This window comes from Luteimonas campi (assembly GCF_051162505.1).
In the GTDB taxonomy this organism is placed as follows: Bacteria; Pseudomonadota; Gammaproteobacteria; order Xanthomonadales; family Xanthomonadaceae; genus Luteimonas.
Map to the genome: position 1 here is coordinate 21061 of NZ_JBNWEM010000008.1, position 20671 is coordinate 41731.

At 70.4% G+C, this 20671-nt stretch carries 18 protein-coding genes; 3 read left to right on the top strand and 15 right to left on the bottom strand.

Going from position 1 to position 20671, the window contains the following annotated elements:
• Window positions 1-197: 197 nt before the first annotated feature.
• The 8 genes from ACQYVW_RS17015 to ACQYVW_RS17050 form a co-directional block, all read right to left on the bottom strand.
• Entirely contained in the window at window positions 198-1427 is a 1230-nt protein-coding gene (locus ACQYVW_RS17015; RefSeq protein ID WP_434933295.1) for a D-alanyl-D-alanine carboxypeptidase family protein, read from the bottom strand.
• An 88-nt stretch (window positions 1428-1515) separates the two neighbouring features.
• Entirely contained in the window at window positions 1516-2829 is a 1314-nt protein-coding gene (locus tag ACQYVW_RS17020; RefSeq protein WP_434947821.1) for a septal ring lytic transglycosylase RlpA family protein, read from the bottom strand.
• Window positions 2826-3968 carry a lytic murein transglycosylase B gene (mltB, locus tag ACQYVW_RS17025; RefSeq protein WP_434936474.1) on the bottom strand — a complete coding sequence of 381 codons (1143 nt, stop codon included), beginning with the start codon at window positions 3966-3968 and terminating at the stop codon, window positions 2826-2828. Before mltB ends, ACQYVW_RS17020 begins: the two co-directional genes overlap by 4 nt.
• A 133-nt stretch (window positions 3969-4101) precedes the next feature.
• Entirely contained in the window at window positions 4102-5229 is a 1128-nt protein-coding gene (rodA, locus tag ACQYVW_RS17030) for a rod shape-determining protein RodA (RefSeq protein ID WP_434947822.1), read from the bottom strand.
• Window positions 5226-7232: a penicillin-binding protein 2 gene (gene mrdA, locus ACQYVW_RS17035; protein ID WP_434947823.1), complete on the bottom strand. Its 2007-nt coding sequence runs from the start codon at window positions 7230-7232 to the stop codon at window positions 5226-5228. The genes rodA and mrdA overlap by 4 nt, the downstream gene beginning before the upstream one ends.
• The gene (gene mreD / locus ACQYVW_RS17040) at window positions 7232-7714 is read right to left on the bottom strand and encodes a rod shape-determining protein MreD (protein WP_434947824.1); all 483 of its coding nucleotides are present in this window, start codon (window positions 7712-7714) and stop codon (window positions 7232-7234) included. Before mreD ends, mrdA begins: the two co-directional genes overlap by 1 nt.
• Window positions 7711-8766 carry a rod shape-determining protein MreC gene (gene mreC, locus ACQYVW_RS17045; protein ID WP_434947825.1) on the bottom strand — a complete coding sequence of 352 codons (1056 nt, stop codon included), beginning with the start codon at window positions 8764-8766 and terminating at the stop codon, window positions 7711-7713. The genes mreD and mreC overlap by 4 nt, the downstream gene beginning before the upstream one ends.
• A gap of 262 nt (window positions 8767-9028) precedes the next feature.
• Window positions 9029-10072, bottom strand: a complete 1044-nt coding sequence (locus tag ACQYVW_RS17050; protein WP_280942388.1) for a rod shape-determining protein — start codon at window positions 10070-10072, stop codon at window positions 9029-9031.
• Window positions 10073-10291: 219 nt separating this feature from the next.
• Here ACQYVW_RS17050 and ACQYVW_RS17055 point away from each other — a divergent pair, with 219 nt between their 5' ends.
• Window positions 10292-11224 carry a carbohydrate kinase family protein gene (locus tag ACQYVW_RS17055; RefSeq protein ID WP_434947826.1) on the top strand — a complete coding sequence of 311 codons (933 nt, stop codon included), beginning with the start codon at window positions 10292-10294 and terminating at the stop codon, window positions 11222-11224.
• A gap of 29 nt (window positions 11225-11253) precedes the next feature.
• Here ACQYVW_RS17055 and ACQYVW_RS17060 read toward each other — a convergent pair whose 3' ends face one another.
• The 5 genes from ACQYVW_RS17060 to ACQYVW_RS17080 all read right to left on the bottom strand — a co-directional run bounded on the left by ACQYVW_RS17060 (window position 11254) and on the right by ACQYVW_RS17080 (window position 16893).
• Window positions 11254-11520 (bottom strand): hypothetical protein, encoded by a 267-nt coding sequence (locus tag ACQYVW_RS17060; protein ID WP_434947827.1) that lies wholly within the window; start codon window positions 11518-11520, stop codon window positions 11254-11256.
• A gap of 39 nt (window positions 11521-11559) precedes the next feature.
• Window positions 11560-12297, bottom strand: coding sequence for a hypothetical protein (locus tag ACQYVW_RS17065; protein WP_434947828.1), 738 nt, complete (start codon window positions 12295-12297; stop codon window positions 11560-11562).
• A gap of 125 nt (window positions 12298-12422) precedes the next feature.
• Window positions 12423-14447 carry a M1 family metallopeptidase gene (locus ACQYVW_RS17070; RefSeq protein WP_434947829.1) on the bottom strand — a complete coding sequence of 675 codons (2025 nt, stop codon included), beginning with the start codon at window positions 14445-14447 and terminating at the stop codon, window positions 12423-12425.
• A gap of 199 nt (window positions 14448-14646) precedes the next feature.
• Window positions 14647-15405 carry a bifunctional demethylmenaquinone methyltransferase/2-methoxy-6-polyprenyl-1,4-benzoquinol methylase UbiE gene (gene ubiE / locus ACQYVW_RS17075; RefSeq protein ID WP_434947830.1) on the bottom strand — a complete coding sequence of 253 codons (759 nt, stop codon included), beginning with the start codon at window positions 15403-15405 and terminating at the stop codon, window positions 14647-14649.
• Window positions 15406-15450: 45 nt separating this feature from the next.
• Window positions 15451-16893: a metallopeptidase domain-containing protein gene (locus tag ACQYVW_RS17080; protein WP_434947831.1), complete on the bottom strand. Its 1443-nt coding sequence runs from the start codon at window positions 16891-16893 to the stop codon at window positions 15451-15453.
• A gap of 133 nt (window positions 16894-17026) precedes the next feature.
• Here ACQYVW_RS17080 and ACQYVW_RS17085 point away from each other — a divergent pair, with 133 nt between their 5' ends.
• Both ACQYVW_RS17085 and ACQYVW_RS17090 read left to right on the top strand, forming a co-directional pair.
• A complete protein-coding gene (locus ACQYVW_RS17085) occupies window positions 17027-17494 on the top strand; it encodes a nucleoside deaminase (RefSeq protein WP_434947832.1) in 468 nt (155 codons plus the stop codon).
• A gap of 190 nt (window positions 17495-17684) precedes the next feature.
• Window positions 17685-18509 carry a D-hexose-6-phosphate mutarotase gene (locus ACQYVW_RS17090; protein ID WP_434947833.1) on the top strand — a complete coding sequence of 275 codons (825 nt, stop codon included), beginning with the start codon at window positions 17685-17687 and terminating at the stop codon, window positions 18507-18509.
• Between the two features lie 13 nt (window positions 18510-18522).
• On the opposite strand, the gene ACQYVW_RS17095 is transcribed toward ACQYVW_RS17090, so the two are convergent.
• Window positions 18523-18957 (bottom strand): hypothetical protein, encoded by a 435-nt coding sequence (locus ACQYVW_RS17095; protein ID WP_434947834.1) that lies wholly within the window; start codon window positions 18955-18957, stop codon window positions 18523-18525.
• A gap of 282 nt (window positions 18958-19239) precedes the next feature.
• A complete protein-coding gene (hslU, locus tag ACQYVW_RS17100) occupies window positions 19240-20619 on the bottom strand; it encodes an ATP-dependent protease ATPase subunit HslU (RefSeq protein WP_434947835.1) in 1380 nt (459 codons plus the stop codon).
• Window positions 20620-20671: the final 52 nt, after the last annotated feature.

Consider the following 20671-nt stretch of genomic DNA (forward strand, 5'->3'; position numbering starts at 1 on the left):
GGCGCGCCTGCCGTTGAATACGGGCATCTGTTCCCTCTCCCTGAAGTTGTCTGTGCGGGCGCGCCGCGGCGCGCCCGTTCCCCACGCACGCGATACTTCCCGCATCGCGCGCGCCGGGATCTTAACAGACACGCTACCGGCGCCGGAGGGCGGACACCGGGCGGCGCGGCCAGCTCAGGCCGCGCCAGTCAGGGGGATCAGACCGACTTCCACCACATCAGGAACTCGTGCCACAGGCGCTTGAAGAAGCCTGCCTCCTCGACCGCCTGCAGCGCCACCAGCGGGCGCTCGGCCACCACCTTGCCATCCAGGGTCACCCGCACCTTGCCGATGGCCTGGCCCTTGGCGATCGGCGCCACCAGGGTTTCGGGCACGTCCATCGAAGGCTTGAGCTGGTCGTACTTGCCTCGCGGCAGGCTGACCAGCAGCGGCGCGGCCACGCCAAGCTGCACTTCGTTCACCGAGCCCTTCCAGACCTGCTGGGTGGACACGGGCTTGGACGCGTCGTACAGGCGGTGGGTCTCGTGGAAGCGGAAGCCCCAGTTGAGCAACGCCAGCGAATCGGTGGCGCGCTGCGCTTCGCTGGTCGAACCCATCACCACCGAGATCAGCCGCTGGTCGCCGCGCTTGGCCGAAGCCAGCAGGCAGTAGCCGGCGCCGGAATGGTGGCCGGTCTTGATTCCGTCCACGCTCGAATCGCGCCACAGCAGCAGGTTGCGGTTGCGCTGGGTGATCGGGCCGACGGTGAACTCCTTGATCGCGTTGTAGCCGTACTCCTCTGGGAAGTCGCGCACCATCGCGCGCCCGAGCAGGGCCAGGTCGCGCGCCGTCGAGTAGTGCTCGGGCTCGGACAGGCCGTGCGAGTTGACGAAGTTGGAGTTGGTCATGCCGATGCGCTTGGCGTACGCGTTCATCAGCGCGGCGAAGGCATCCTCGCTGCCTGCCACGTGCTCGGCCAGGGCGATGGCGGCGTCGTTGCCCGACTGCACCACCATGCCCTTTTCCATCTCCAGCAGCGTCGCGGTCTGGTTGACCGGGAAGCCGCTGTAGCTGCCGTCGGTGCCGGCCCCGCCCTTGCGCCAGGCGTTCTCGGACATCATCACCTGGTCGTCGGGCTTGACCTTGCCGGCCTTCATTTCCGCGGCGATCACGTAGCTGGTCATCACCTTGGTGATGCTGGCCGGCTCGACGCGCGCGTCGATGTTCTCCCCGGCCAGGACCTGGCCGCTGGCGTAGTCCATCAGCAGCCAGGCGTTGCCCGCGACCGCCGGCGGCGGCGGCGTGGGCAGCGCATCGCTCAGCGCGGCCGGCGCGGATGCCGGCTGGGGTGCAGGCTGCGGCGTGTCCTGGGCCGTCGCCAGGCCGACGACGAGCAGTGCGGCCAGCGCGGCCACGGCGAAACGACGGGAAAGGACAGCGGATTTCATCGGGTGGCGGACTCCGGTGGGCCGGACATCCCTGGCCGGACGGAATATGGAATGCGCAGGGAATATCCCGGCGGCGAATGGGAACAGTCTACTCGCGAACGATCTGCGGCACGCCCAGGCCAAGGCCCGACACGCGCGAGCTCAGCTCGGCCAGGGCCACCGTGGCGATCGGGCCGACCCGCAGCCGCCACAGTTGCCGGTCGGCCACCGTCACGTCCTGCAGGTGGGCGCCAACGATGCCCGCGCCCCGCAACGCGGCAAGCGCGCGCTCGGCATTGTCGCGGACCGAGAACACCCCGACCTGCAGGGTGACCGGGCGTTCGCCCGGGCCGGCGGCGGGCACGGCAACCTGTGCCGACGCATCCAGCGGCGCGGACGCACGCGCCGCCGGCGTCGCGGCGACAGGCACAGTCGCGGCCGCGGCGGCGCCCTCGCCGTCCAGGCGCGCCTGGCGCGCGCGCATCCAGGCCTCGAATTGATCGGCGCTGCGCACGCGGCCGTCCTCGGCTACCAGGCGGAAGCGGTTCTCGGCGCGCCCGTAGCCCGGATGGTCGGCCATCCGCGACGAGGCGGCGGTGGCCGCGGCCATCGGCCCTGTCGTCGAGGCCGGCGCCGCGGCTGTGGAGGCGGCGACCGGCGGCACGCCAGCGGGCGCCGCGGCAGGCAGCTGGCCGACGAGGGTGTCCATGCCGCTGGTCGGAGCGGTCGGAGCGGTCGGAGCGGCCTGGGCCGTCATCGTCCCCGCCTCGCCCGGCCGCAGCGCGCGCACTTCGACGCGGCCCGTGCCGCGGCGGTGGATATCCAGCTTCACCGCCGCGGCGTAGCTCAGGTCGATCACGCGGCCCTCGTGGAACGGCCCGCGGTCGTTGACCCGCACCACCACGCTGCGACCGTTGTCCAGGTTGGTGACCCGCGCGAAGCTCGGCAGCGGCAGCGACTTGTGCGCCGCGGTGAACGCGTACATGTCGTAGACCTCCTGGTTGGAGGTGCGCCGGCCGTGGAACTTGTTGCCGTAATACGAGGCCACGCCGGTCTCGACGAAGCCCTCGGTCGAATCGAGCACGCGGTAGGACCGGCCGAGGACGCTGTAGGGCGAGCGGTTGCCGTAGGGCGAACGCGGTTCGTCGACCACCGTCGGCTCGGGAATGCAGTCCACCTTGGGCAGGTAGTCGGGCGTGGTGTCGCGGACGCCCGGCTTGTACAGGCCGCCGGCGACGTAGTCGCCCCGGGTCCGCGGGTCTTCCTGCGCGGCAGGATAGGGAGTGAAGTCGCTGCAGTCCGGGGGCGGCCCTGCGTCGGCGACCCTCGGCGGCATCGACGGCGCCGCTGCGGAGGGTTTCTTCTGGGTTCCGGCGCAGCCGGCCAGCAGGGCGATCGCCAGCAGCGGCAGCAGCCGCCTCACCGCGCCTGCCCTGCCCCGGCGCGGATCGCCTGCGCTAGCTGGTACACCGACAGCGAATACATCGGAGAACGGTTGTAGCGGGTGATCACGTAGAAGTTGCGATACGCCAGCCAGTATTCCGGGCCGGCATCGCCCTGCAGCGTGAGCAGGGTCGCACCTTCGGCAACCGGCTCACCCGGCTGCGGGCGGTAGCCGCGCGCCGCCAGCGCCGACAGCGGATACACCGGATCCCAGTTGTCCGGCGTGAAGTCCTGCGCGACTTCCCCGCGCATGGCACGCGCCACCACGGGGGCATCGCGCTCCCAGCCGTGTACTACGAAATAGTTGGCGATCGAGGCGAACACGTCCGGCAGGTGGGTGAGCAGGTCGCGTCGTCCATCGCCGTCGCCATCCTTCGCCCACAGCCGATAGCTGGAGGGCATGAACTGGCCCAGCCCCATCGCGCCGGCATAGCTGCCCTTGAGCGCCAGCAGGTCGAGCTGGGGCTCATCCTTCTTCAGCGCGAACAGCTGCGCCAGTTCGCCGGCGAAGAACGGCGCGCGCTTGGGATAGTCGAACGCCAGGGTGTAGAGCGCATCGACCACGCGGAAGTTGCCGGTGACCCGGCCGTAGCTGGTCTCCACGCCGATGATGGCCACGATGATCTCGGCCGGGACGCCGGTATCGGCCGCCACGCGGTCGAGCGCGGCGCGATGGCGGTTGTAGAACGCGATGCCGCCGTCGATGCGGGCCTGGTTGAGGAAGATCGGCCGGTATTCGTGCCACTGCCTCACCGCTTCGGCGGGCCGGTTCATCGCATCGATGATGCTCTGGCGCACTTCCGCCTGGGCGAGCACGTCGCGGATCTGCGCGCGATCGACGCCATAGGTGGTGGCGGTGTAGTCGACGAAGGCGTCGATGCGCTGCGCACGCGGGATCGCCGGATCGGTCACCGAGGCGGCCGCCACGGGACGCTCCGGCGGCTGCGGCACCTTGGGCAGCAATCCGTCGTCGGAAGCGTGCGCGGCAGGCGCCTCGGTCACGGGCGATGCGGGCGCCTGCGCCTCGACACTGGCGGTGGATGGCGTCGGCGTGGCACAGGCGCACAGGGCCGCCGGCAACAGGAAGACAGCAAGACGGAAAGCGCGCGCTCGGATCATCGGCGCGAGGTTAGCACGCAGGTGCATGCGCAAAGATTTGCAGAACGTGAACGGCGACAGCGGCGCAGAGCCCGCGACGAACAGCCTGCGCCGCGCTCGCTGCCCCAGTGCGCGTCTTGTCGCGGCGAGCCGCTCAGCGCTTGCCCTGTCCGTGCGCGCCGACGGCCATCACCACGCCCATGCCGGCCAGCAGCGAGACGGCTGCCGTGCCGCCGAAGCTCAGCAGCGGCATCGGCACGCCCACCACCGGCAGCAGGCCGGAGATCATGCCGCCGTTGACCACCACATAGACCGACAGCGCCAGGCCGAAGCTGCCGGCCACGATGCGGGCGAAGGGCTCGCGCGCGCCCGCCGCGATCCACAGGCAGCGGCCGATCACGAACGCATAGAGCGCCAGCACGGTCGCAACGCCCAGCCAGCCGAACTCTTCGGCGAGCACCGCGAAGATGAAGTCGGTGGTGTGCTCGGGCACGTAGTTCAGATGCGACTGCGTGCCCTCGCCCCAGCCCTGCCCCCTGACTCCGCCCGAACCGATCGCGATCTTGGACTGGATGATGTTCCAGCCTGCGCCGAGCGGGTCGTTCTGTGGATCGCGGAAGGTGAGGATGCGGTCCTGCTGGTAGGGCCTCAGGAACGAGAACCAACCGATCGGCGCGAACAGCGCGAACCCGGCCGCGCCCGCGGCACCGATGCCGGCGGCGATGAACCACCACAGCCGCAGGCCCGCCAGGTAGAGCGCGAACACGCCGCTGGCCGCCACCAGCATCGCGGTGCCGAAGTCCGGCTGCAGCAGGATCAGCCCGGTGGGCACGCCGATGACCGCCACCGCGGCCAGCAGGATATCGATACGCGGCGGAGGCGCGCTCTGCGCCAGCACCCAGGCCGCCATCATCGGCAGGCTCAGCTTCATCAGCTCGGCCGGCTGGAAATAGAACACGCCCAGGTCGATCCAGTGCGCGCCGCTGCGTCCGGTGCCGATGAACAGCACCACCAGCAGCGGCAGCAGCGAGACGGCGTAGAACGCCGGCGTCGCGCGACGCAGCGGCCCGGGCGGCACCCGCGACAGCAGCCACATCACGCCCAGCCCGACCACGTAGCGCGCACCCTGCGACTGCACCAGCGCGGGGTTCTGTCCGCCGGCGCTGTGCAGCACCGCCAGGCCGATGCCCATCAGGGCCAGCAGCGCCGCCAGCAACGGCCAGTCGAGCGTGCGCAGGAAGCGCCCCACCAGGTCCAGCAGCCAGCGCAGGATCGTGTTCATGCCGAAGGCCGGGATTGGGGATTGGGGAGCCGGGATTCGGACAGCGCCTTCTGGCGCAGGGCAGCCGGCGGGCCGGATCCGGTCGTCACGTTGCCGAAATCGGGCTGTGCCTGCTCGCCGGGCACCCCGATTCCCGATTCCCCATTCCCGATTCCCGGCTCCTCGGGCATCACGCCCAGCAGCCAGGCGTCGAACACCTTGCGCGCGATCGGGGCCGCCGCGCTGCCGCCGTAGCCGCCGCCTTCCACCGCGATCGCCACCGCGATGGTCGGCGCGTCGGCCGGCGCGAAGCCGATGAACAAGGCACGGTGCCGCAGGTGCATCGGCAGGCTGCGGGGGTCCACCGCGCCGGTGCCACGGCGGCTCACCACCTGCGCGGTGCCGGTCTTGCCGGCCATCAGGTAGCCCGCGCCGCTGGCGACGCGCCAGCCGGTACCGCCGGGCTGCATGGTGTCCATCATGCCCTGGCGCACGACCTCCAGGTGCTCGCGGCTGGAACTGATCGGCGTGGGTGCGGGCTGCGGCACGGCGGTCCACTCGGCATCGAAGCCCGTGCGCGTTTCGGCCACCAGGTGCGGGCGCCGCAGCATGCCGTCGGCCAGCCCCGCGGTGGCCCGCGCCAGCTGCAGCGGGGTCACCTTCCAGTCGCCCTGTCCGATGCTGGCGTTCACGGTGTCGCCCGGATACCAGCGCTCGCCGCGCGCGATGCGCTTGGCTTCCGGCGAGGGCAGGATGCCGTCGATCTCGCCGACCAGATCGATGCCGGTCGGCGCGCCGAAGCCGTAGTCGCGCATGTACTGCGCGAATCGCTCGATCCCCATGTCCAGCGCGAGGCGATAGTAATAGGTGTTCACCGAGGCCGAGATCGACTTGCGCAGGTCGGTCCAGCCATGGCCGCCGCGGGCGGCGTCGCCCCAGCCGCGACGGGTGCCGGGGAGGTAGAACATGCCGGTCGACAGCACCCGGTCCTCCGGCCTGCGCAGCCCGCTGTCGAGGCCCGCCAGGGCCAGCAGCGGCTTGAGCGTGGAACCTGGTGCCACCCCGCCCAGCACCAGGCGGTTGAACAGGGGCCGCGACGGCGCATCCATCAGCCGCCGGTAGTCGGTGCTGGAAATGCCGTTGACGAACAGGTTCGGGTCGAAGGCCGGCAGGCTGACCATGGCCAGCACCTCTCCGCTGCGCGGATCCAGCGCGATCGCCGAGCCCTCCTGTTCGCCGAATGCGGCCACCATCGCCCGCTGCAGGTCCAGGTCGATGCCCAGGCGCAGGTCGGCGCCGGCCTGGGCCGGCACCATGCCGATGCGGCGCAGCGCGCGGCCCTCGACGTTGGTCTCGACCTGCTCGTAGCCGACCCGTCCGCGCAGCTGCTCGTCGTAGGCGCGCTCCAGGCCGGTGCGGCCGGTATGCGGGAACAGGATCTGGTCGCGGCCGAACCGCTCCACGTCGCCCTCGTCGGTACGGCCGACGTAGCCGATCACGTGCGCGAACAGGTCGCCGTGCAGGTAGCGGCGGTTGAGATAGGGCACCACCTCGACGCCGGGGAAGCGCCAGCGGTCGACCGCGAAGCGGGCCACCTCCTCGTCGCTCACCCGCGCCTTGAGCGTGATCGAGCGGAAGCTGCGGGTCGCCTTGCGGGCGGCCTCGAAGCGCGCGATCTCCTCGGGCGTGAGCGTCACCACCTGCGAGAGCTGCGCGAGCATGCGCGGGATGTCGCCGGCGTCCTCCGGGGTGACGTCGATCCGGTAGGCCGGCACGTTGTCGGCCAGCAGCCGACCCTGGCGGTCGTAGATCAGCCCGCGCGCCGGCACCACCGGATGCGGCTTGATCCGGTTGGCCTCCGACAGGCGGGCATACTCCTCGTGGTCGACGACCTGCAGGCGGAAATACCAGGCGGCCAGGCCCAGCAGGCCCAGCACCACCAGGCCGAAGCCGACCAGCGCCCGCAGCCGGAACTGGGCGGCCTCGACCGAGGCGTTGCGGATGCGCTGGCGCCGCTCGCGCATCAGCGCGGTCTCCGCACCTGCCGCAAGGCATCGAAGCCGAGGAACAGCGGCACCCACAGGGCCATGCCCACCACCGGCGCCAGCCAGTACAGCCAGGGCCACTGCGGCAGCCCGAGCACCAGGTGCAGCGCGGCTGCGACCACCCGGTCGTTGAGCAGCAGGCCGCCGATCGCCAGCGCCTGCTGCGGCAGCGGGAAGAAGCGCAACTGGGTGCGGAAGCGCTGCAGGATGAAGGCCATGATCACCAGGCGCAGCGCCTGCTCGCCGAGCAGGGCGCCGAAGACCAGGTCGGCGAGCAGGCCCGCGCCAAAGGCCAGGCCCAGGCCGGCGCGCTCGGGCTCTTCGATCACCCAGTACGCCACCACCAGCGCCAGCCAGTAGGGACGCAGGCCCTGCACTGCATCCGGCAGCGGCAACAGGCCCAGCACCAGCGCGACCAGCACGCTTACGGGCAGCAGCCACAGGCGACCGCGGCGGTTCATGGCGTGGTCTCGCGCAGGGGCGGCGTCGCGGGTGCGGGCGTCTCAGGCCGCGGCGCCGCGACCGGCGCCGGCACGGCGATGGCGCCCTCGGCGGTTGCGGCGGGCGGCGCGACCGCCGCGTCGCCAGTCTCGCCCTGGGCCGTCGGCGGCGCGGCCGCAGCCGGGCCGGTCGACGCTGCGGCGGCGTCCGCCGATGCCGCGGCCGGCAGCGCGGACGGCACCTCGCGCAGCAGCAGCACGTCGCGGCCACGATCCAGCTGTGCCGCCGGCGCCAGTTCGCCGACCAGGAAGGCCTGGCTGTCGTCTGGACGCAGATCCACCAGGGTCCCGACCGGGAAGCCCGGCGGGAAGCGCCCACCCAGGCCCGAGGTCACCACCACGTCGCCCGCCTTCACGTCGCTGGACACCGGGATGTTGCGCACCTCCAGCCTGTCGCTGCGGCCGACGCCGTAAGCCACCAGGCGCACGCCGGTGCGGGAGATCGACACCGGCACCGCATGGTCGAGGTCGGTGAGCAGCAGCACGGTCGCCGTGCCCGGCGTTACCGCGATGATCTGCCCCACCAGGCCGCCCGCATCGATCACGCTCTGGCCCTGGCGCACCCCGTCGCGGCTGCCGGCGTTGAGCAGCAGGCGCTGCCGCGAGGGGTCCAGGTCCACGTCCAGGATCGGCGCCAGCTGCACGTCCAGTCCATGCCGGGTGGCCGCGCCCAGCAGGCCGCGCAGGCGCGCATTCTCGTCGGCCTCGACCTGCAGCCGCGCCTGGCGCGCACCCATCATCAGCAGTTCGTTGCGCAGCCGGCGGTTGTCGTCGGCCAGCAGCGAGCGGGTCACCGCGTCGTCGCGCACGGTCTGCCCCAGCCGCGCAGGCAGGCCGGCCAGTTGCCACAGCGGCTGCACCGCCACCCCGGCAGTCGAACGCACCCGCTCCAGCCAGCCGCCGCGATGGTCGAGCACGATCAGCAGCACCGACAGGCCCAGAAAGGCCAGCAGCCGCAGCGTGCCGGCGACATCGCCGGGTCGTTGGGCAGCCGGGCTGGCGAAGGAGGACACAGTCAGGAGCCGGGAATGGGGAATCGGGAAGACCGGACATGCGTCCGTTGAAGACCGGGAATGGGAAAAGCGCCGGGCGCAACCGGCCGGCGGCGGCCACGCGCCGCGAGAGGACAATGGGAAGCGAAGGGGTGGACAGGCAGGGGGCCCGGGCCCGGCGCCTCAGATTGGCAACTGCGCGCCTCCAACCCAGGCATCAGGCGATCCGGTTGCGCTGAGACTCCGGCGATTCCCGGTTCCCCATTCCCTGTTCCCCGCCCCATCACTCCGACGCGAAGAACTCGTTTCCGTGCAGGTCCAGCAGTTCCAGCGCGCGTCCGCCACCGCGGGCGACGCAGGTCAGCGGGTCGTCGGCGACCTGCACGTGCAGTCCGGTTTCCTCGCTGATCAGGCGGTCCAGGTCGCGCAGCAGCGCGCCGCCACCGGTGAGCACGATCCCGCGTTCGGCGACGTCGGCGCACAGTTCCGGCGGCGTCTGCTCCAGCGCCTGGCGCACCGCGGCCACGATGCCGGACAGCGGCTCGCGCAGCGCGTCGAGCACCTCGCTGGAGGTGATCGAGACCACCTTCGGCACGCCCTCGGCCAGGTGGCGGCCGGAGATTTCCATCGAGGCCACCTTCTCCTGCGGATAGGCGCAGCCCAGTTCGATCTTGATCTTCTCGGCGGTGGTCTCGCCGATCAGCATGCCGTGGTTGCGGCGCACGTAGTTGATGATCGACTCGTCGAAGCGGTCGCCGCCGATGCGCGCGGACTGCGAATAGACGATGCCGTTGAGCGCGATCACCGCCACCTCGGTGGTGCCGCCGCCCACGTCCACCACCATCGAGCCGCGTGCCTCGGTGACCGGCATGCCGGCGCCGATCGCGGCGGCCATGGGCTCCTCGATCAACGACACGTCGCGGGCGCCGGCTTCCATGGCCGAATCGCGGATGGCGCGCTTTTCCACCTGGGTGGAGCCCGCCGGCACGCAGATCAGCACCCGCGGGCTGGGGCGCAGGAAGCGGCTCTTGTGCACCTTGCGGATGAAGTGCTTGAGCATTTCCTCGGTATAGGTGAAATCGGCGATCACGCCGTCCTTCATCGGCCGGTGCGTGGTGATGTTGCCGGGGGTGCGGCCGAGCATCATCTTGGCCTCGCTGCCCACCGCCGCCACCGCCTTCTGGCCGCCGCTGCGGTCCTGGCGCACGGCGACCACCGATGGCTCGTTCAGGACGATGCCCTGGCCGCGGACGAAGATCAAAGTATTGGCCGTGCCCAGGTCGATGGACAGGTCGTTGGAGAACATGCCGCGGAACTTCTTGAACATCGGGGGGCTGGGTCCGGTCTCGGCGCTGGCGCACAGGGGCGGCTAGCCTAGCAAAAAAGCGCATTCCGGCGACCTCGAGCCGGGCGGAACGGGCGCTCGGGCACATCCCGGCCCGATGACGGCCGCAGCCGTGCCCGAAAGCGCCCGCGCAGCGGTGCGGCTGGCCTCGCTGTGCCTGCCCGGCTACCCTATCGGCCCATTTTCCAGCCGAGACACCTGATGTCCGCACTGATCTGCGGTTCCCTGGCCTACGACACCATCATGGTGTTCCCCGACCAGTTCAAGAACCACATCCTGCCGGACAAGGTGCACATCCTGAACGTCTCGTTCCTGGTGCCGCGGATGCGCCGCGAGTTCGGCGGCTGCGCCGGCAACATCGCCTACAACCTCAAGCTGCTGGGCGGCGACCCGATTCCGATGGCCACGGTCGGCCAGGATTTCGGACCCTATCGCGAGTGGTTCGAGGAAAACGGGATCACCCTCGAGCGGGTCAAGGTGATCGACGAGCTGTTCACCCCGCAGGCCTTCATCACGACCGACCACGACAACAACCAGATCACCGCCTTCCACCCGGGGGCGATGATGCGCAGCTACGAGAACCACGTGAAGGACGTGCCGGGCGTCACCATCGGCATCGTCAGCCCGGACGGCTACGAGGGCATGATCCAGAACGCGAAGGAGTTCGCCGAGTCCGGCATCCCCTTCATCTTCGACCCCGGCCAGGCGATGCCGCTGTTCAACGGCGAGGAATTGCGCGCCTTCATCGAGCAGGCCGACTACGTGACGGTCAACGACTACGAGTCGAACCTGCTGCAGGAGCGCACCGGCTGGAGCGAGAAGGACATCGTGCAGCGGGTGAAGGCCTACATCATCACCCAGGGTCCGCGCGGCGCCCTGATCCACACTCCTGGCCAGCTCTACACCGTGCCGCCGGCGCACGAGCGCCGCATCACCGACCCGACCGGCTGCGGCGACGCGTTCCGCGCCGGCCTGATCTTCGGCATCGAGAAGGGCTGCGACTGGCAGACCATCGGCCGCATCGGCAACCTGATGGGCGCGCTCAAGGTCGAACACCCCGGCACCCAGAACCAGCGCTTCGACTACGACGATTTCGCCAACCAGTTCCGCCAGCAGTTCGGCTACGCCCTGTAACCGGGCACCCCGGCCAGGCACGCGCCGGTTTAGCGGGCGCTGGCCCCGGTGCCCGGACCGGAAGCCGCGGGATACGCCCGCGCCGCGGTCTCGAGCCAGGTAGGCAGCGCGCGCCGGCGCACCCGCTCGCGACGCGCGCGTTCCAGGCAGGCCAGCATGTAGGCGCGCATGCCGGCATCGTCGCCGGCGAACGACAGCGCCAGGTCGCGATCCATCCAGCGCCGGATCAGCACGAACAGCGCCACGTGCAGGGCCACGGCCAGGGCGCTGACCGCGGCGACGATGAGCACGTCCATCCGGATTTGCGCCGGCTCAGGCCGAGGCCGAGGCCGGGGTCAATCCCACTTCGGCAGCTTGGCGCGATCCAGGCCAGCGACCTCGAACTCGGCCACCTTGTCGCCCACGTCGCGGGTGGGGAATTCGATGCGCATGCGTTCGGCATCGCGGGTCAGCCGCCACAGCGTCTTCTCATCGTCGATGAACATGGCGATGGCCTCGTCCGTCTTCGGGCGGTTGGCCGACATCTTCTTCGGTGGCTGGTCGTCGATGGTGACCGTCACGCTGCAGCTGCGATAGCAGGCTTTCGCGAAGTCGCCGCCGGGCAGGACCAGGTAGCTGCTGCGGCCCCAGTCGGGGTGGTCGCGGAAGATCAGCCGGACAGGCTTGGCGCCACTGCCATCCACGTCCAGCGGCTCCCTGGCGTAGATGGCGGCCGACAGCTGGTTGCCGCCGTCCACCGCCTGGCTCTGGTAACTCCACAGCGCGGCCACGCGACGCGCCTCGTTCTCGGCAGCGCCCTTGGCCCGCGCTTCCTCGTGCCGGGGACGCACGCGTTCGGCTGCGTCGGTGGTCGGCCACTTCGCCAGGAGGATGTCGCCCTGGGCCTTGGCCAGCGACCAGTTGCCGTCGGCGACGGCCGCCTCGAAGGCGCGTTCGGCTTCGGCAGCCGCCTGTTCGTTGGCCTGCGCCAGCGCGGCGGACTGGGCCGCGGCCTCGGCTTCGCGGTCCTTGCAGCCGGCCAGCAGCGCCAGGGACAACAGCAGCGCGGCGGGCGCGGGTTTCATGAGGGACATGGGCCAGCTCCTGATCGATGGTGGTCTTCCGTCTCGGCACCAGCGCCATGGCCGAAGATCGAGGCGCGGTGCACGGCCACGCCCGGGGACGACGGCGCATCGCCTGGGACCGTACCAGCCCGACCTCAGCCGGCCGGCGGCGTCTCCGGCACCGGATTGCCGGCAGGCGCGTCCATCGCAGGCGCTTCCGCATCCTGCGCGGGCGTCGGCCGAGGCGATGCCGCCGGCCTGGCCTGGGCAATCACCTTCTCCACCGACGCCGTGGTGATGGGATGGTAGCCGGGGCGGGCCTGCTCGAAAGCCGCGCGCGCCAGCGCCAGGCCCTCGGGCGTTTCCACCAGCGCCTCGTACACCGGAATGATCAGCTTGCGGCGGCCGATGCCGCGCACGAATTCGACGATGGCGTCATTGGCCTGGGCGTAGCCGCTGCGGATCGCCAGCGGATACCAGCGCATCGCGATTTCCCCGTTGGCGGTGCCGGTGAAGCGGTAGGCGCGATCGAGCTGTTCGAGTTCGGCCACCGGCAGCGTCGCCGGCATGCCTTCGAGGAAGTGCAGCCACTCCTGCGTGCTCCACTGGCTGGTGATCTGGGTCGGCGGCAGCTGCTTGCTGCCGCGCCAGCCCAGGCGCGCGGAGTCGACGATGCCCATCCGCGGCGAAAGCACCTGCGGCGCGTCGGCGGGGATGCCGGGCCCATAGATCCATGCGTCGAGTTCGGTCTCGGTCACCACGCCCGGATGGGCATCGAACAGGTGCTGCCGGGCGTACTCGAGGAAGGTCTCGGTGGCGATGCTCTGGAAGGCGAAATGATCGAAGTAGCCGCGCAGGAACGGATCGAAGACCTCGCGGCCGTAGCGCTCCTCCAGGAACTGCAGGAACCAGGCGCCCTTGTCATAGGACACCTGGCTCAGCGCATCGTCGGCATCGAGCGGGGTGCCAGGGCGGATCGCCAGCGCCTGGGTGGCCTCGGGCATGCCGCCGATGTCGCGCTTGAGCGCCTCGCGCGAGATCACCCACTCCATGTCGCTGAACTCCTCGCCGTACAGCGCCTCGACGATGCGGTTCTCGACGTAGCTGGTCATGCCCTCGTTGAGCCAGCCGTGCTTGGCGCTGGAGAAGGTCACCAGGTTGCCCGACCAGCTGTGGGCCAGCTCGTGCGCGATCAGCGACACCAGCGACTTGTCGCCCACGATCACCGTGGGGGTGATGAAGGACAGGCGCGGGTTCTCCATGCCGCCGAACGGGAACGAGGGCGGCAGCACCAGCAGATCGTAGCGTTCCCACCGGTAGGGGCCGTACAGCGCCTCGGTGGCCACGATCATCTTCTCGGTGTCGGCGAACTCGACGGTGGCGCGTTCCACCATCGACGGCTCGGCCCAGACGCCCGAGCGCGCGGAGATCGGCTTGAACACCAGGTCGCCCGCCGCGATCGCCATCAGATAGGACGGGATCGGCTGCGGCATGGTGAAGCTGTACTCGCCGTCGCGCGCGGCCGCCGGATCGTTGTCGGCGCTCATCAGCACCATCACGTCCGGACGCGTGGTCACGCGGGCGCTGTAGGTGTAGCGCACCTGCGGCGTGTCCTGCAGCGGCACCCAGGAGCGCGCGTGGATCTGCTGCGACTGGCTGAACATGAAAGGCAGTTGCCCGCCGGCGGTCATGCCCGGTTCCAGCCACTGCAGGCCCGAGGCGTCCGGCGAGGTGCGATAGGACACGCGCAGCTTCTGCGGCCGCTGCGGCGCCTGGATCGTGAGGCGGCTGCCCAAGCTGCCGTCGGCCTCGGCCAGTTCGAACTGCAGCGGCTGCCAGGCGCCATCGACCTCGGCTTCGGCCTTGGCGATGGCCAGGTCGCGGGTATCGAGCACCAGCTGCGTGGCGCCGTCGTCCTTCCACTCCAGGGTGTAGGTGGCGGTGCCCGACAGGGTTCTGGCGTCGAAATCGAGCGCGAGGTCCAGCGCCAGGTCGTCGATGACCACCTTGGCGGGTTCGGCGAAGGAATGCTCGTCGGTATCGGCCATGGCGGCAGGGGCGGGCGAAGGCGCGGGAGTGGCATCGGCATCCGCGGCGTCGCGTTTGCAGGCCGACAGCGCGAGCAGGACGGGGAACAGCAGCAGCAGGGCGCGCAACGCGCGCACGCGGGGATGGCGCATGGCCGGGGGACGCCTCTGGCGGAAAACAGGCCGCAATTCTAGTCCCGATGGCGCGGGGTCGCATGCGCGGCGACTGCACCCTGCCCGTCCCGCCGTTCCAGGCAGCCGGGCCGCCCCACCCTGCCCTCCGGCGTGACGACCGAAGCCGCGCCGGGCCGGGCCGGTGACACGACCGCCGTCACATCCGCGCGCGGCGCGGTCAGGCCTTCCAGCCGTCGTGGATCGCGACGATGCCGCCCGACAGGTTGCGGAAGCGGGTCCGGGCGAATCCGGCCGCCTCCATCATCGCGCGCAGCTGTTCCTGCGGCGGGTGCTGGCGGATCGACTCGGCCAGGTACTGGTAGCTGTCGGCATCGCCGGCGAACAGCCGCCCCAGGCGCGGCAACACCTTGAACGAGTGGAAGTCGTACAGGGGCTTGAACCAGTCGGCCTTGACCTCGGAGAACTCGAGCACGCGCGCCTGGCCGCCCACCTTCAGCACGCGCAGCATCTCGCGCAGCGCCGCGTCCTTGTCGGTCACGTTGCGCAGGCCGAAGGCGATCGTGACCAGGTCGAAGCTGGCGTCCGGGAAGGGCAGCTTCTCGGCGTTGCACTGCACGTACTCGAAGCCGCGCACATTGCCGCGGTCGGTCATGCGGTCGCGCCCTACGCGCAGCATTTCGCCGTTGATGTCGCCCAGCACCAGCTCGCCCGACTCGCCCACCCGATCCTTGAGCAGCGCCGCGATGTCGCCGGTGCCGCCGGCCAGGTCGAGAACGCGTGCACCGCGCCTGACCTGGGCGGTCGCGACGAAATAGCGCTTCCAGATCCGATGGATGCCCATCGACATCAGGTCGTTCATCAGGTCGTAATTGCCGGCGACCGAGGAAAAGACCTCGCCGACCAGCTTCTGCTTCTCGCCAACCGGTACCTCGCGGTAGCCGAAGTGGGTGGTGCCGCGGTCGTCGGATGCGCTCATGCGCGCATTATCGCACCGCCGCGCGGGCCCGGCATCCCGGTCCGTTCACCTGCGGCGGCGCGGGCCTTCGCCGCCGGTCACGCGGCCACGGTCGCCGACGATGACGGTGAACCCGTTCGCGTTCGCCGCTTCGACGTACAGGGTGAACAGGCCGTCGGGCGAGATCCAGGCTTCGCCCGGCTTGAACATCGATCCTTCGTTGTTGGCCACGTCGGCGGGCGGACGGTCGGCATCCTGGCTCTCGGCCTCGTAGCGATAGCCGCTGCCGACCCGGTGGATGATCACCGCATCGCCGGCCAGTTCGCCTTCGTAGGCGCCGCCGCGCCGGCGCGCCTCGACCGTGTAGAACGCGCCGCTGTACGGGTCTGGCGAGGATGGCGTCTGCAGCACCAGCATCTGCGCGGCCCCCGCGTCGGGCAGGCTGGCGAAATCCAGCTGCAGGCGCGTGCGCGGGCCGTCGACCTGGAACGTCTGCTTGCGTGCCGCGTCGACCCAGCCCAGGCGGTCGCGCTGGAGCATGTTGACGTGCTTGGGCAGCGCGCCGTAGGTCGGACTGCGGACGGCATTGTTCCAGCTGTCGCTCATCACGTCCCAGGGATTGTCGTAGGTGTCGTCGTCGCCGTCGGAGTTGTCCGAATGCGGCAGGCCATAGCCATGCCCCATCTCATGCGCCAGCGGGGCGAGGTTGTTGAACGACCACGGCGGGTTCCAGGTCGCCGACCAGCAACGGTTGCGGCCATCCAGCGTGGCGCAGCGTCCGCCACCCCATGCGTAGCCGTCCAGGTCGCCGTTGAACATCAGGTTGATGCCGACTACATCGCTGAAATCGACGTCCGCATCGGCAGCCGCGGTGCAGTCGTCGAACAGCGTGTTGAGGTCGGCCTTGTCCTTGTCGCCCTCGCGGGTCACATAGTGCGAACGCGGCTGCGGCAGCGCGTACCAGCCCACCGCGTCGCTGCCGGCGAGGTTGATGCGGCCGTAGGACACCTCGCGCCAGTAGTGGCCCAACTGGCCGGCCGCCTCCCCATACTGGCCGCGGAAGAATTCCACCGGCTTCTGCTCGTCGGCCACGTCGCCGAAGCGGCAGGCCACCGTGATCCAGCGGGTCGGGCCGAGCGTGGCCTTGGCGATCCCGTCGGCGCGGCCGCTGCGTACGTGGACGAGGCTGTCGTCCGCACCGTCGACGGGCACGATCGCATCGATCGCCCGTCCGCCCCCCGACTTGGCGCGGCCGAACGCCACCGCGACGCGCCGATTGGCCAGCGCGTAGAGATCGCCTGCACCGCGCCGCGCCTGCCCGGCGTCCAGCACGATGCGGGCGCCGCCATCCACCACCAGCGCCGCTTCGAACCTGGGGGCCAGACGTGCGGCCGGCGCCGGAGCACTGTCGCCCCAGCGCAGCTCGAGACCACCCTGCACCACCTCGCCACGGGCCGCCCCGCCCGCCAGCAGGGCCATCGCGAACAGCGCCATCCGCATCGTGGCCATCGTCCATCCCCTTGTTCCCCGGTGACGATTCTCGGCGACCGCCTGCCGCCGGACAACTCGTGACACCCATCACGCACCGCGGCGGCGGGCAATCGCGCTATCGTGCACAACGGTTTCCCCCGTGCCCATTGCCATGTCCACGCCCGACTACCGCGCCATGCTCGCCACCGCGATCGAAGAAGCCCGACTGGGCCTGGACGAAGGCGGCATCCCGATCGGCGCGGCCCTGTATTCGTCCACCGGGGAGCTGCTCGGACGCGGCCACAACCGGCGGGTCCAGGAAGGCGACCCTTCCGTCCACGGCGAAACCGACGCCTTCCGCAAGGCCGGCTGCCAGCGCTCCTACCGCGACACCATCATGGTCACCACGCTCTCGCCGTGCTGGTACTGCAGCGGCCTGGTGAAGCAGTTCGGCATCGGCACCGTGGTGATGGGCGAGTCGGTCAACTTCCAGGGCGGACACGACTGGCTGCGCGAACAGGGGGTCAAGGTCGTCGACCTGGCCGACCCCGAATGCATCGCCCTGCTCGGCGACTGGATCGCCGCGAATCCGTCGGTGTGGAACGAAGACATCGGCGAGGACGACGGTTGCCACGGCTGATCACGGCCTCGCGCGGGATGGCCGACGCCTCGATCCGACGCGACATTCGTCGTCGCCTCGCGCCATCGTCCGGGCCTCGCCGGCTCCCGCCTGGCCGCGGAATGCGGCCGCAGCGCCACGCCACCATCCTGGCCGCCGCAGCCTGAGCGGCCACCCGTCCATGACGGATTCGACCATGCCCGCAAATCCCATGTCCCTGCAGCACGAAACGCTCGTCTTCCGCGACACGCCCTGCATCCGCCTGCGCGCCAACGGCGCCACCGCGCTGGTCTCGCTGCGCGGCGCGCAGCTGCTGTCCTGGATCCCGTCCGACGGCCGCGAACGCCTGTTCCTTGCCCAGCGTGCCGGCTTCGCCAGCGGCGCCGCCGCCCGCGGCGGCATTCCGGTGATCTTTCCGCAGTTCGGCGAACGCGGAACGCTGCGCAAACACGGCTTCGCGCGGCTGCTGGACTGGTCGTTCGCCGGCATCGCCGACGGGGCCGCGAGCTTCGAACTGCACGACCGCCCCGCCACCGCGGAATGGCCGCATGCGTTCGCCTGCCGTCTCTCTGTCGCACTTGCCGACCGTACGCTCGCCATCGCGCTGCAGGTCCAAAACCGCGGCGACGACCGCATCGCCCTCACCACCGCCCTGCACACCTACCTGCGCGTGGACGACATCGGGCATGCGGCGGTCGAAGGCCTGCAGGGCTGCGACTACGAGGACAGCGCCAACGGCGGCACCCTGCATCGCGAGGACGCCCACCAGGTCCTTTTTGATGGCGAAGTGGACCGCATCTATGGCGATGTCGTCGCCCCGTTGCGGCTGATCGACGGCCAGCACCATGTCGACATCGAACAGGACGGCTTCAGCGATTGCGTCCTATGGAACCCGGGCCAGGCGCTGGCGGCCCGCATGCCCGACCTCACCGCCGGCGAGTACCGCCGGTTCGTCTGCGTGGAAGCCGGGCAGGTGCTGCAGCCGGCGGTGCTGGCCCCGGGCGAGCGCTGGTGCGGAAGCCAGCGCCTGGGCTAAGCCGGGCGATCCCTCAGCGCGCCTGGATGGTGAACGCGCCGAAGGCCACGCCCAGGTCCCAGCCCTTGCCGGTGCCGGCCAGGGCCAGCGACACGTCGCCCTTGGTCATCGCCTGCGCCTTGCTCGACTTCACGGCGCCGGCGTGTGCCTCCGCGGCGACATAGGTACCGAGCAGTTCGCGGATGTCGTCGACAGCGGAGAAATCCCCGCGGCCATCGCGGATCTCCGACTTGCCCACGCTCAGCCCACCGCCCCGCGCCTCGATCCGCACGGCCATGGCCTGGCCGTTGCTGCAGCTGACCCGGCCCGTGCCGGATGCGGTCTTGTAGAAGGCCGACCAGCCGCTCATGTCGAAGGCCAGACGGCAGGACACGTCGCCGGCGGCCGCCGGCGCGGCGGCGCACAGGGCCGCAAGCGCGGCGGCGGTCAGCAGTATGCGGTGGCGCATCGTGGAACTCTCCTCGTGTGGCCGGCGCAGCCGGCGGCTCAACCGGTGTCCCGGCCCCGCGGCCTGATGCGCCGGTCGAACGTCGGCACGGTACGCGGCATCACGGCGGCCCGGCCCCATATGATGCCTCGCGATCGGCTGGCCGCGCGCGGAAGCCGACGGTAGGCGCTTGCGTTCGAGCGGTGCCGCAACCTTGCCGGAGCGGCGCGGCCCGGGAGCGGTTCCTCACGATCGCCCTGCAGCGCGTCGCGGCGCATCCGCCGCGCCGCGCCCCGCCCCGGGTCAGAGGATGTAGCGGCTCAGATCCGGGTCCTGCACCAGGTCGCCCAGATGCGCGTCGACATAGGCCCGGTCGATCACAACGCGACTGCCGTCCTTGTCCGGCGCCTCGTAGCTGAGCGTATCCAGCAGGCGCTCGAGCACGGTGTGCAGCCGCCGCGCGCCGATGTTTTCCTGGCGCTCGTTCACCTGCGCAGCGATCTCCGCCAGACGCTCGACCGCATCATCGGCGAACGAAAGGGTCACGCCCTCGGTCTTGAGCAGTTCGACGTACTGGCGGGTGAGCGCCGCCCTGGGCTCGGTGAGGATGCGCACGAAGTCGTCCTTGCTCAGTGCCGAGAGCTCCACCCGGATCGGAAACCGGCCCTGCATCTCCGGAATCAGGTCGCTGGGCTTGGCCAGGTGGAATGCGCCCGAGGCGATGAACAGGATGTGGTCGGTCTTGACCGCGCCGTACTTGGTGCTGACCGTGCTGCCTTCCACCAGCGGCAGCAGGTCGCGCTGCACGCCTTCGCGGCTGACGTCCGCACCCACGCCCTCGCCGCGCTTGGCGACCTTGTCGATCTCGTCGATGAACACGATGCCGTGCTGCTCGCAAGCCTCGATCGCCGCCTCGCGCACGTCGTCCTCGTTGACCAGCTTCGCGGCTTCCTCCTCCACCAGCTGCGGGCGCGCGGCCTTGATCGTGAGCTTGCGCGCATGCGTCTTGGCGCCGCCGAGGTTGGCGAACATCTGCCGCAGCTGCTGGCCCATCTCCTCCATGCCCGGCGGGGTCATGATGTCCACGCCGACGTTGGCCGCCAGTTCCAGTTCGATCTCGCGCTCGTCCAGCTCGCCGGCGCGCAGCTGGCGACGCAGCTTCTGCCGGGTTTCGGATTCCTTCGACGACGGTTCCGCGCCGATGTCGACGGTGGTCTGGCTGCCGAAACCGAAGCCGGGCTGCGGGGCCTCGCGCCGCGGCAGCAGGGCATCGAGGATGCGGTCCTCGGCGCGCTCCTCGGCCTGGGTACGCACCTTCTTCTTGGCCTGCTCGCGATGCAGCTTGACCGCAGTGTCGGCCAGGTCGCGGATGATTTGCTCGACGTCCTTGCCGACGTAGCCGACCTCGGTGAAGCGCGTCGCCTCCACCTTCACGAAGGGCGCGTTCGCCAGCGTCGCCAGGCGCCGCGCGATCTCGGTCTTGCCCACGCCGGTGGGCCCGATCATCAGGATGTTCTTGGGCATCACCTCGTTGCGCAGCTCATCGGGCAGCTGCGCGCGGCGCCAGCGGTTGCGCAGCGCGATCGCGACCGCACGCTTGGCCGATTGCTGGCCGATGATGTGGCGATCGAGTTCCTGCACGATCTCGCGCGGGGTCATGGTGGAAGAGCCGGGATTCGTCATTTGGATTCGGGATTCGGGAAGGGCTGGGATCGGCGGGTTGGCGGGAACGGGT

Excerpts from the sequence above, each read along its gene's own strand:
- mltB (WP_434936474.1), bottom strand. The coding sequence starts at position 3,968 with ATGATCCGAGCGCGCGCTTTCCGTCTTGCTGTCTTCCTGTTGCCGGCG.
- hslU (WP_434947835.1), bottom strand. The coding sequence starts at position 20,619 with ATGACGAATCCCGGCTCTTCCACCATGACCCCGCGCGAGATCGTGCAG.
- ACQYVW_RS17065 (WP_434947828.1), bottom strand. The coding sequence starts at position 12,297 with ATGTCCCTCATGAAACCCGCGCCCGCCGCGCTGCTGTTGTCCCTGGCG.
- mreD (WP_434947824.1), bottom strand. The coding sequence starts at position 7,714 with ATGAACCGCCGCGGTCGCCTGTGGCTGCTGCCCGTAAGCGTGCTGGTC.
- ACQYVW_RS17060 (WP_434947827.1), bottom strand. The coding sequence starts at position 11,520 with ATGGACGTGCTCATCGTCGCCGCGGTCAGCGCCCTGGCCGTGGCCCTG.
- ACQYVW_RS17090 (WP_434947833.1), top strand. The coding sequence starts at position 17,685 with ATGTCCCTGCAGCACGAAACGCTCGTCTTCCGCGACACGCCCTGCATC.
- rodA (WP_434947822.1), bottom strand. The coding sequence starts at position 5,229 with ATGAACACGATCCTGCGCTGGCTGCTGGACCTGGTGGGGCGCTTCCTG.
- ACQYVW_RS17085 (WP_434947832.1), top strand. The coding sequence starts at position 17,027 with ATGTCCACGCCCGACTACCGCGCCATGCTCGCCACCGCGATCGAAGAA.
- ACQYVW_RS17080 (WP_434947831.1), bottom strand. The coding sequence starts at position 16,893 with ATGGCCACGATGCGGATGGCGCTGTTCGCGATGGCCCTGCTGGCGGGC.
- ACQYVW_RS17070 (WP_434947829.1), bottom strand. The coding sequence starts at position 14,447 with ATGCGCCATCCCCGCGTGCGCGCGTTGCGCGCCCTGCTGCTGCTGTTC.
- mrdA (WP_434947823.1), bottom strand. The coding sequence starts at position 7,232 with ATGCGCGAGCGGCGCCAGCGCATCCGCAACGCCTCGGTCGAGGCCGCC.
- ACQYVW_RS17050 (WP_280942388.1), bottom strand. The coding sequence starts at position 10,072 with ATGTTCAAGAAGTTCCGCGGCATGTTCTCCAACGACCTGTCCATCGAC.
- ACQYVW_RS17095 (WP_434947834.1), bottom strand. The coding sequence starts at position 18,957 with ATGCGCCACCGCATACTGCTGACCGCCGCCGCGCTTGCGGCCCTGTGC.
- ubiE (WP_434947830.1), bottom strand. The coding sequence starts at position 15,405 with ATGAGCGCATCCGACGACCGCGGCACCACCCACTTCGGCTACCGCGAG.
- ACQYVW_RS17015 (WP_434933295.1), bottom strand. The coding sequence starts at position 1,427 with ATGAAATCCGCTGTCCTTTCCCGTCGTTTCGCCGTGGCCGCGCTGGCC.
- ACQYVW_RS17055 (WP_434947826.1), top strand. The coding sequence starts at position 10,292 with ATGTCCGCACTGATCTGCGGTTCCCTGGCCTACGACACCATCATGGTG.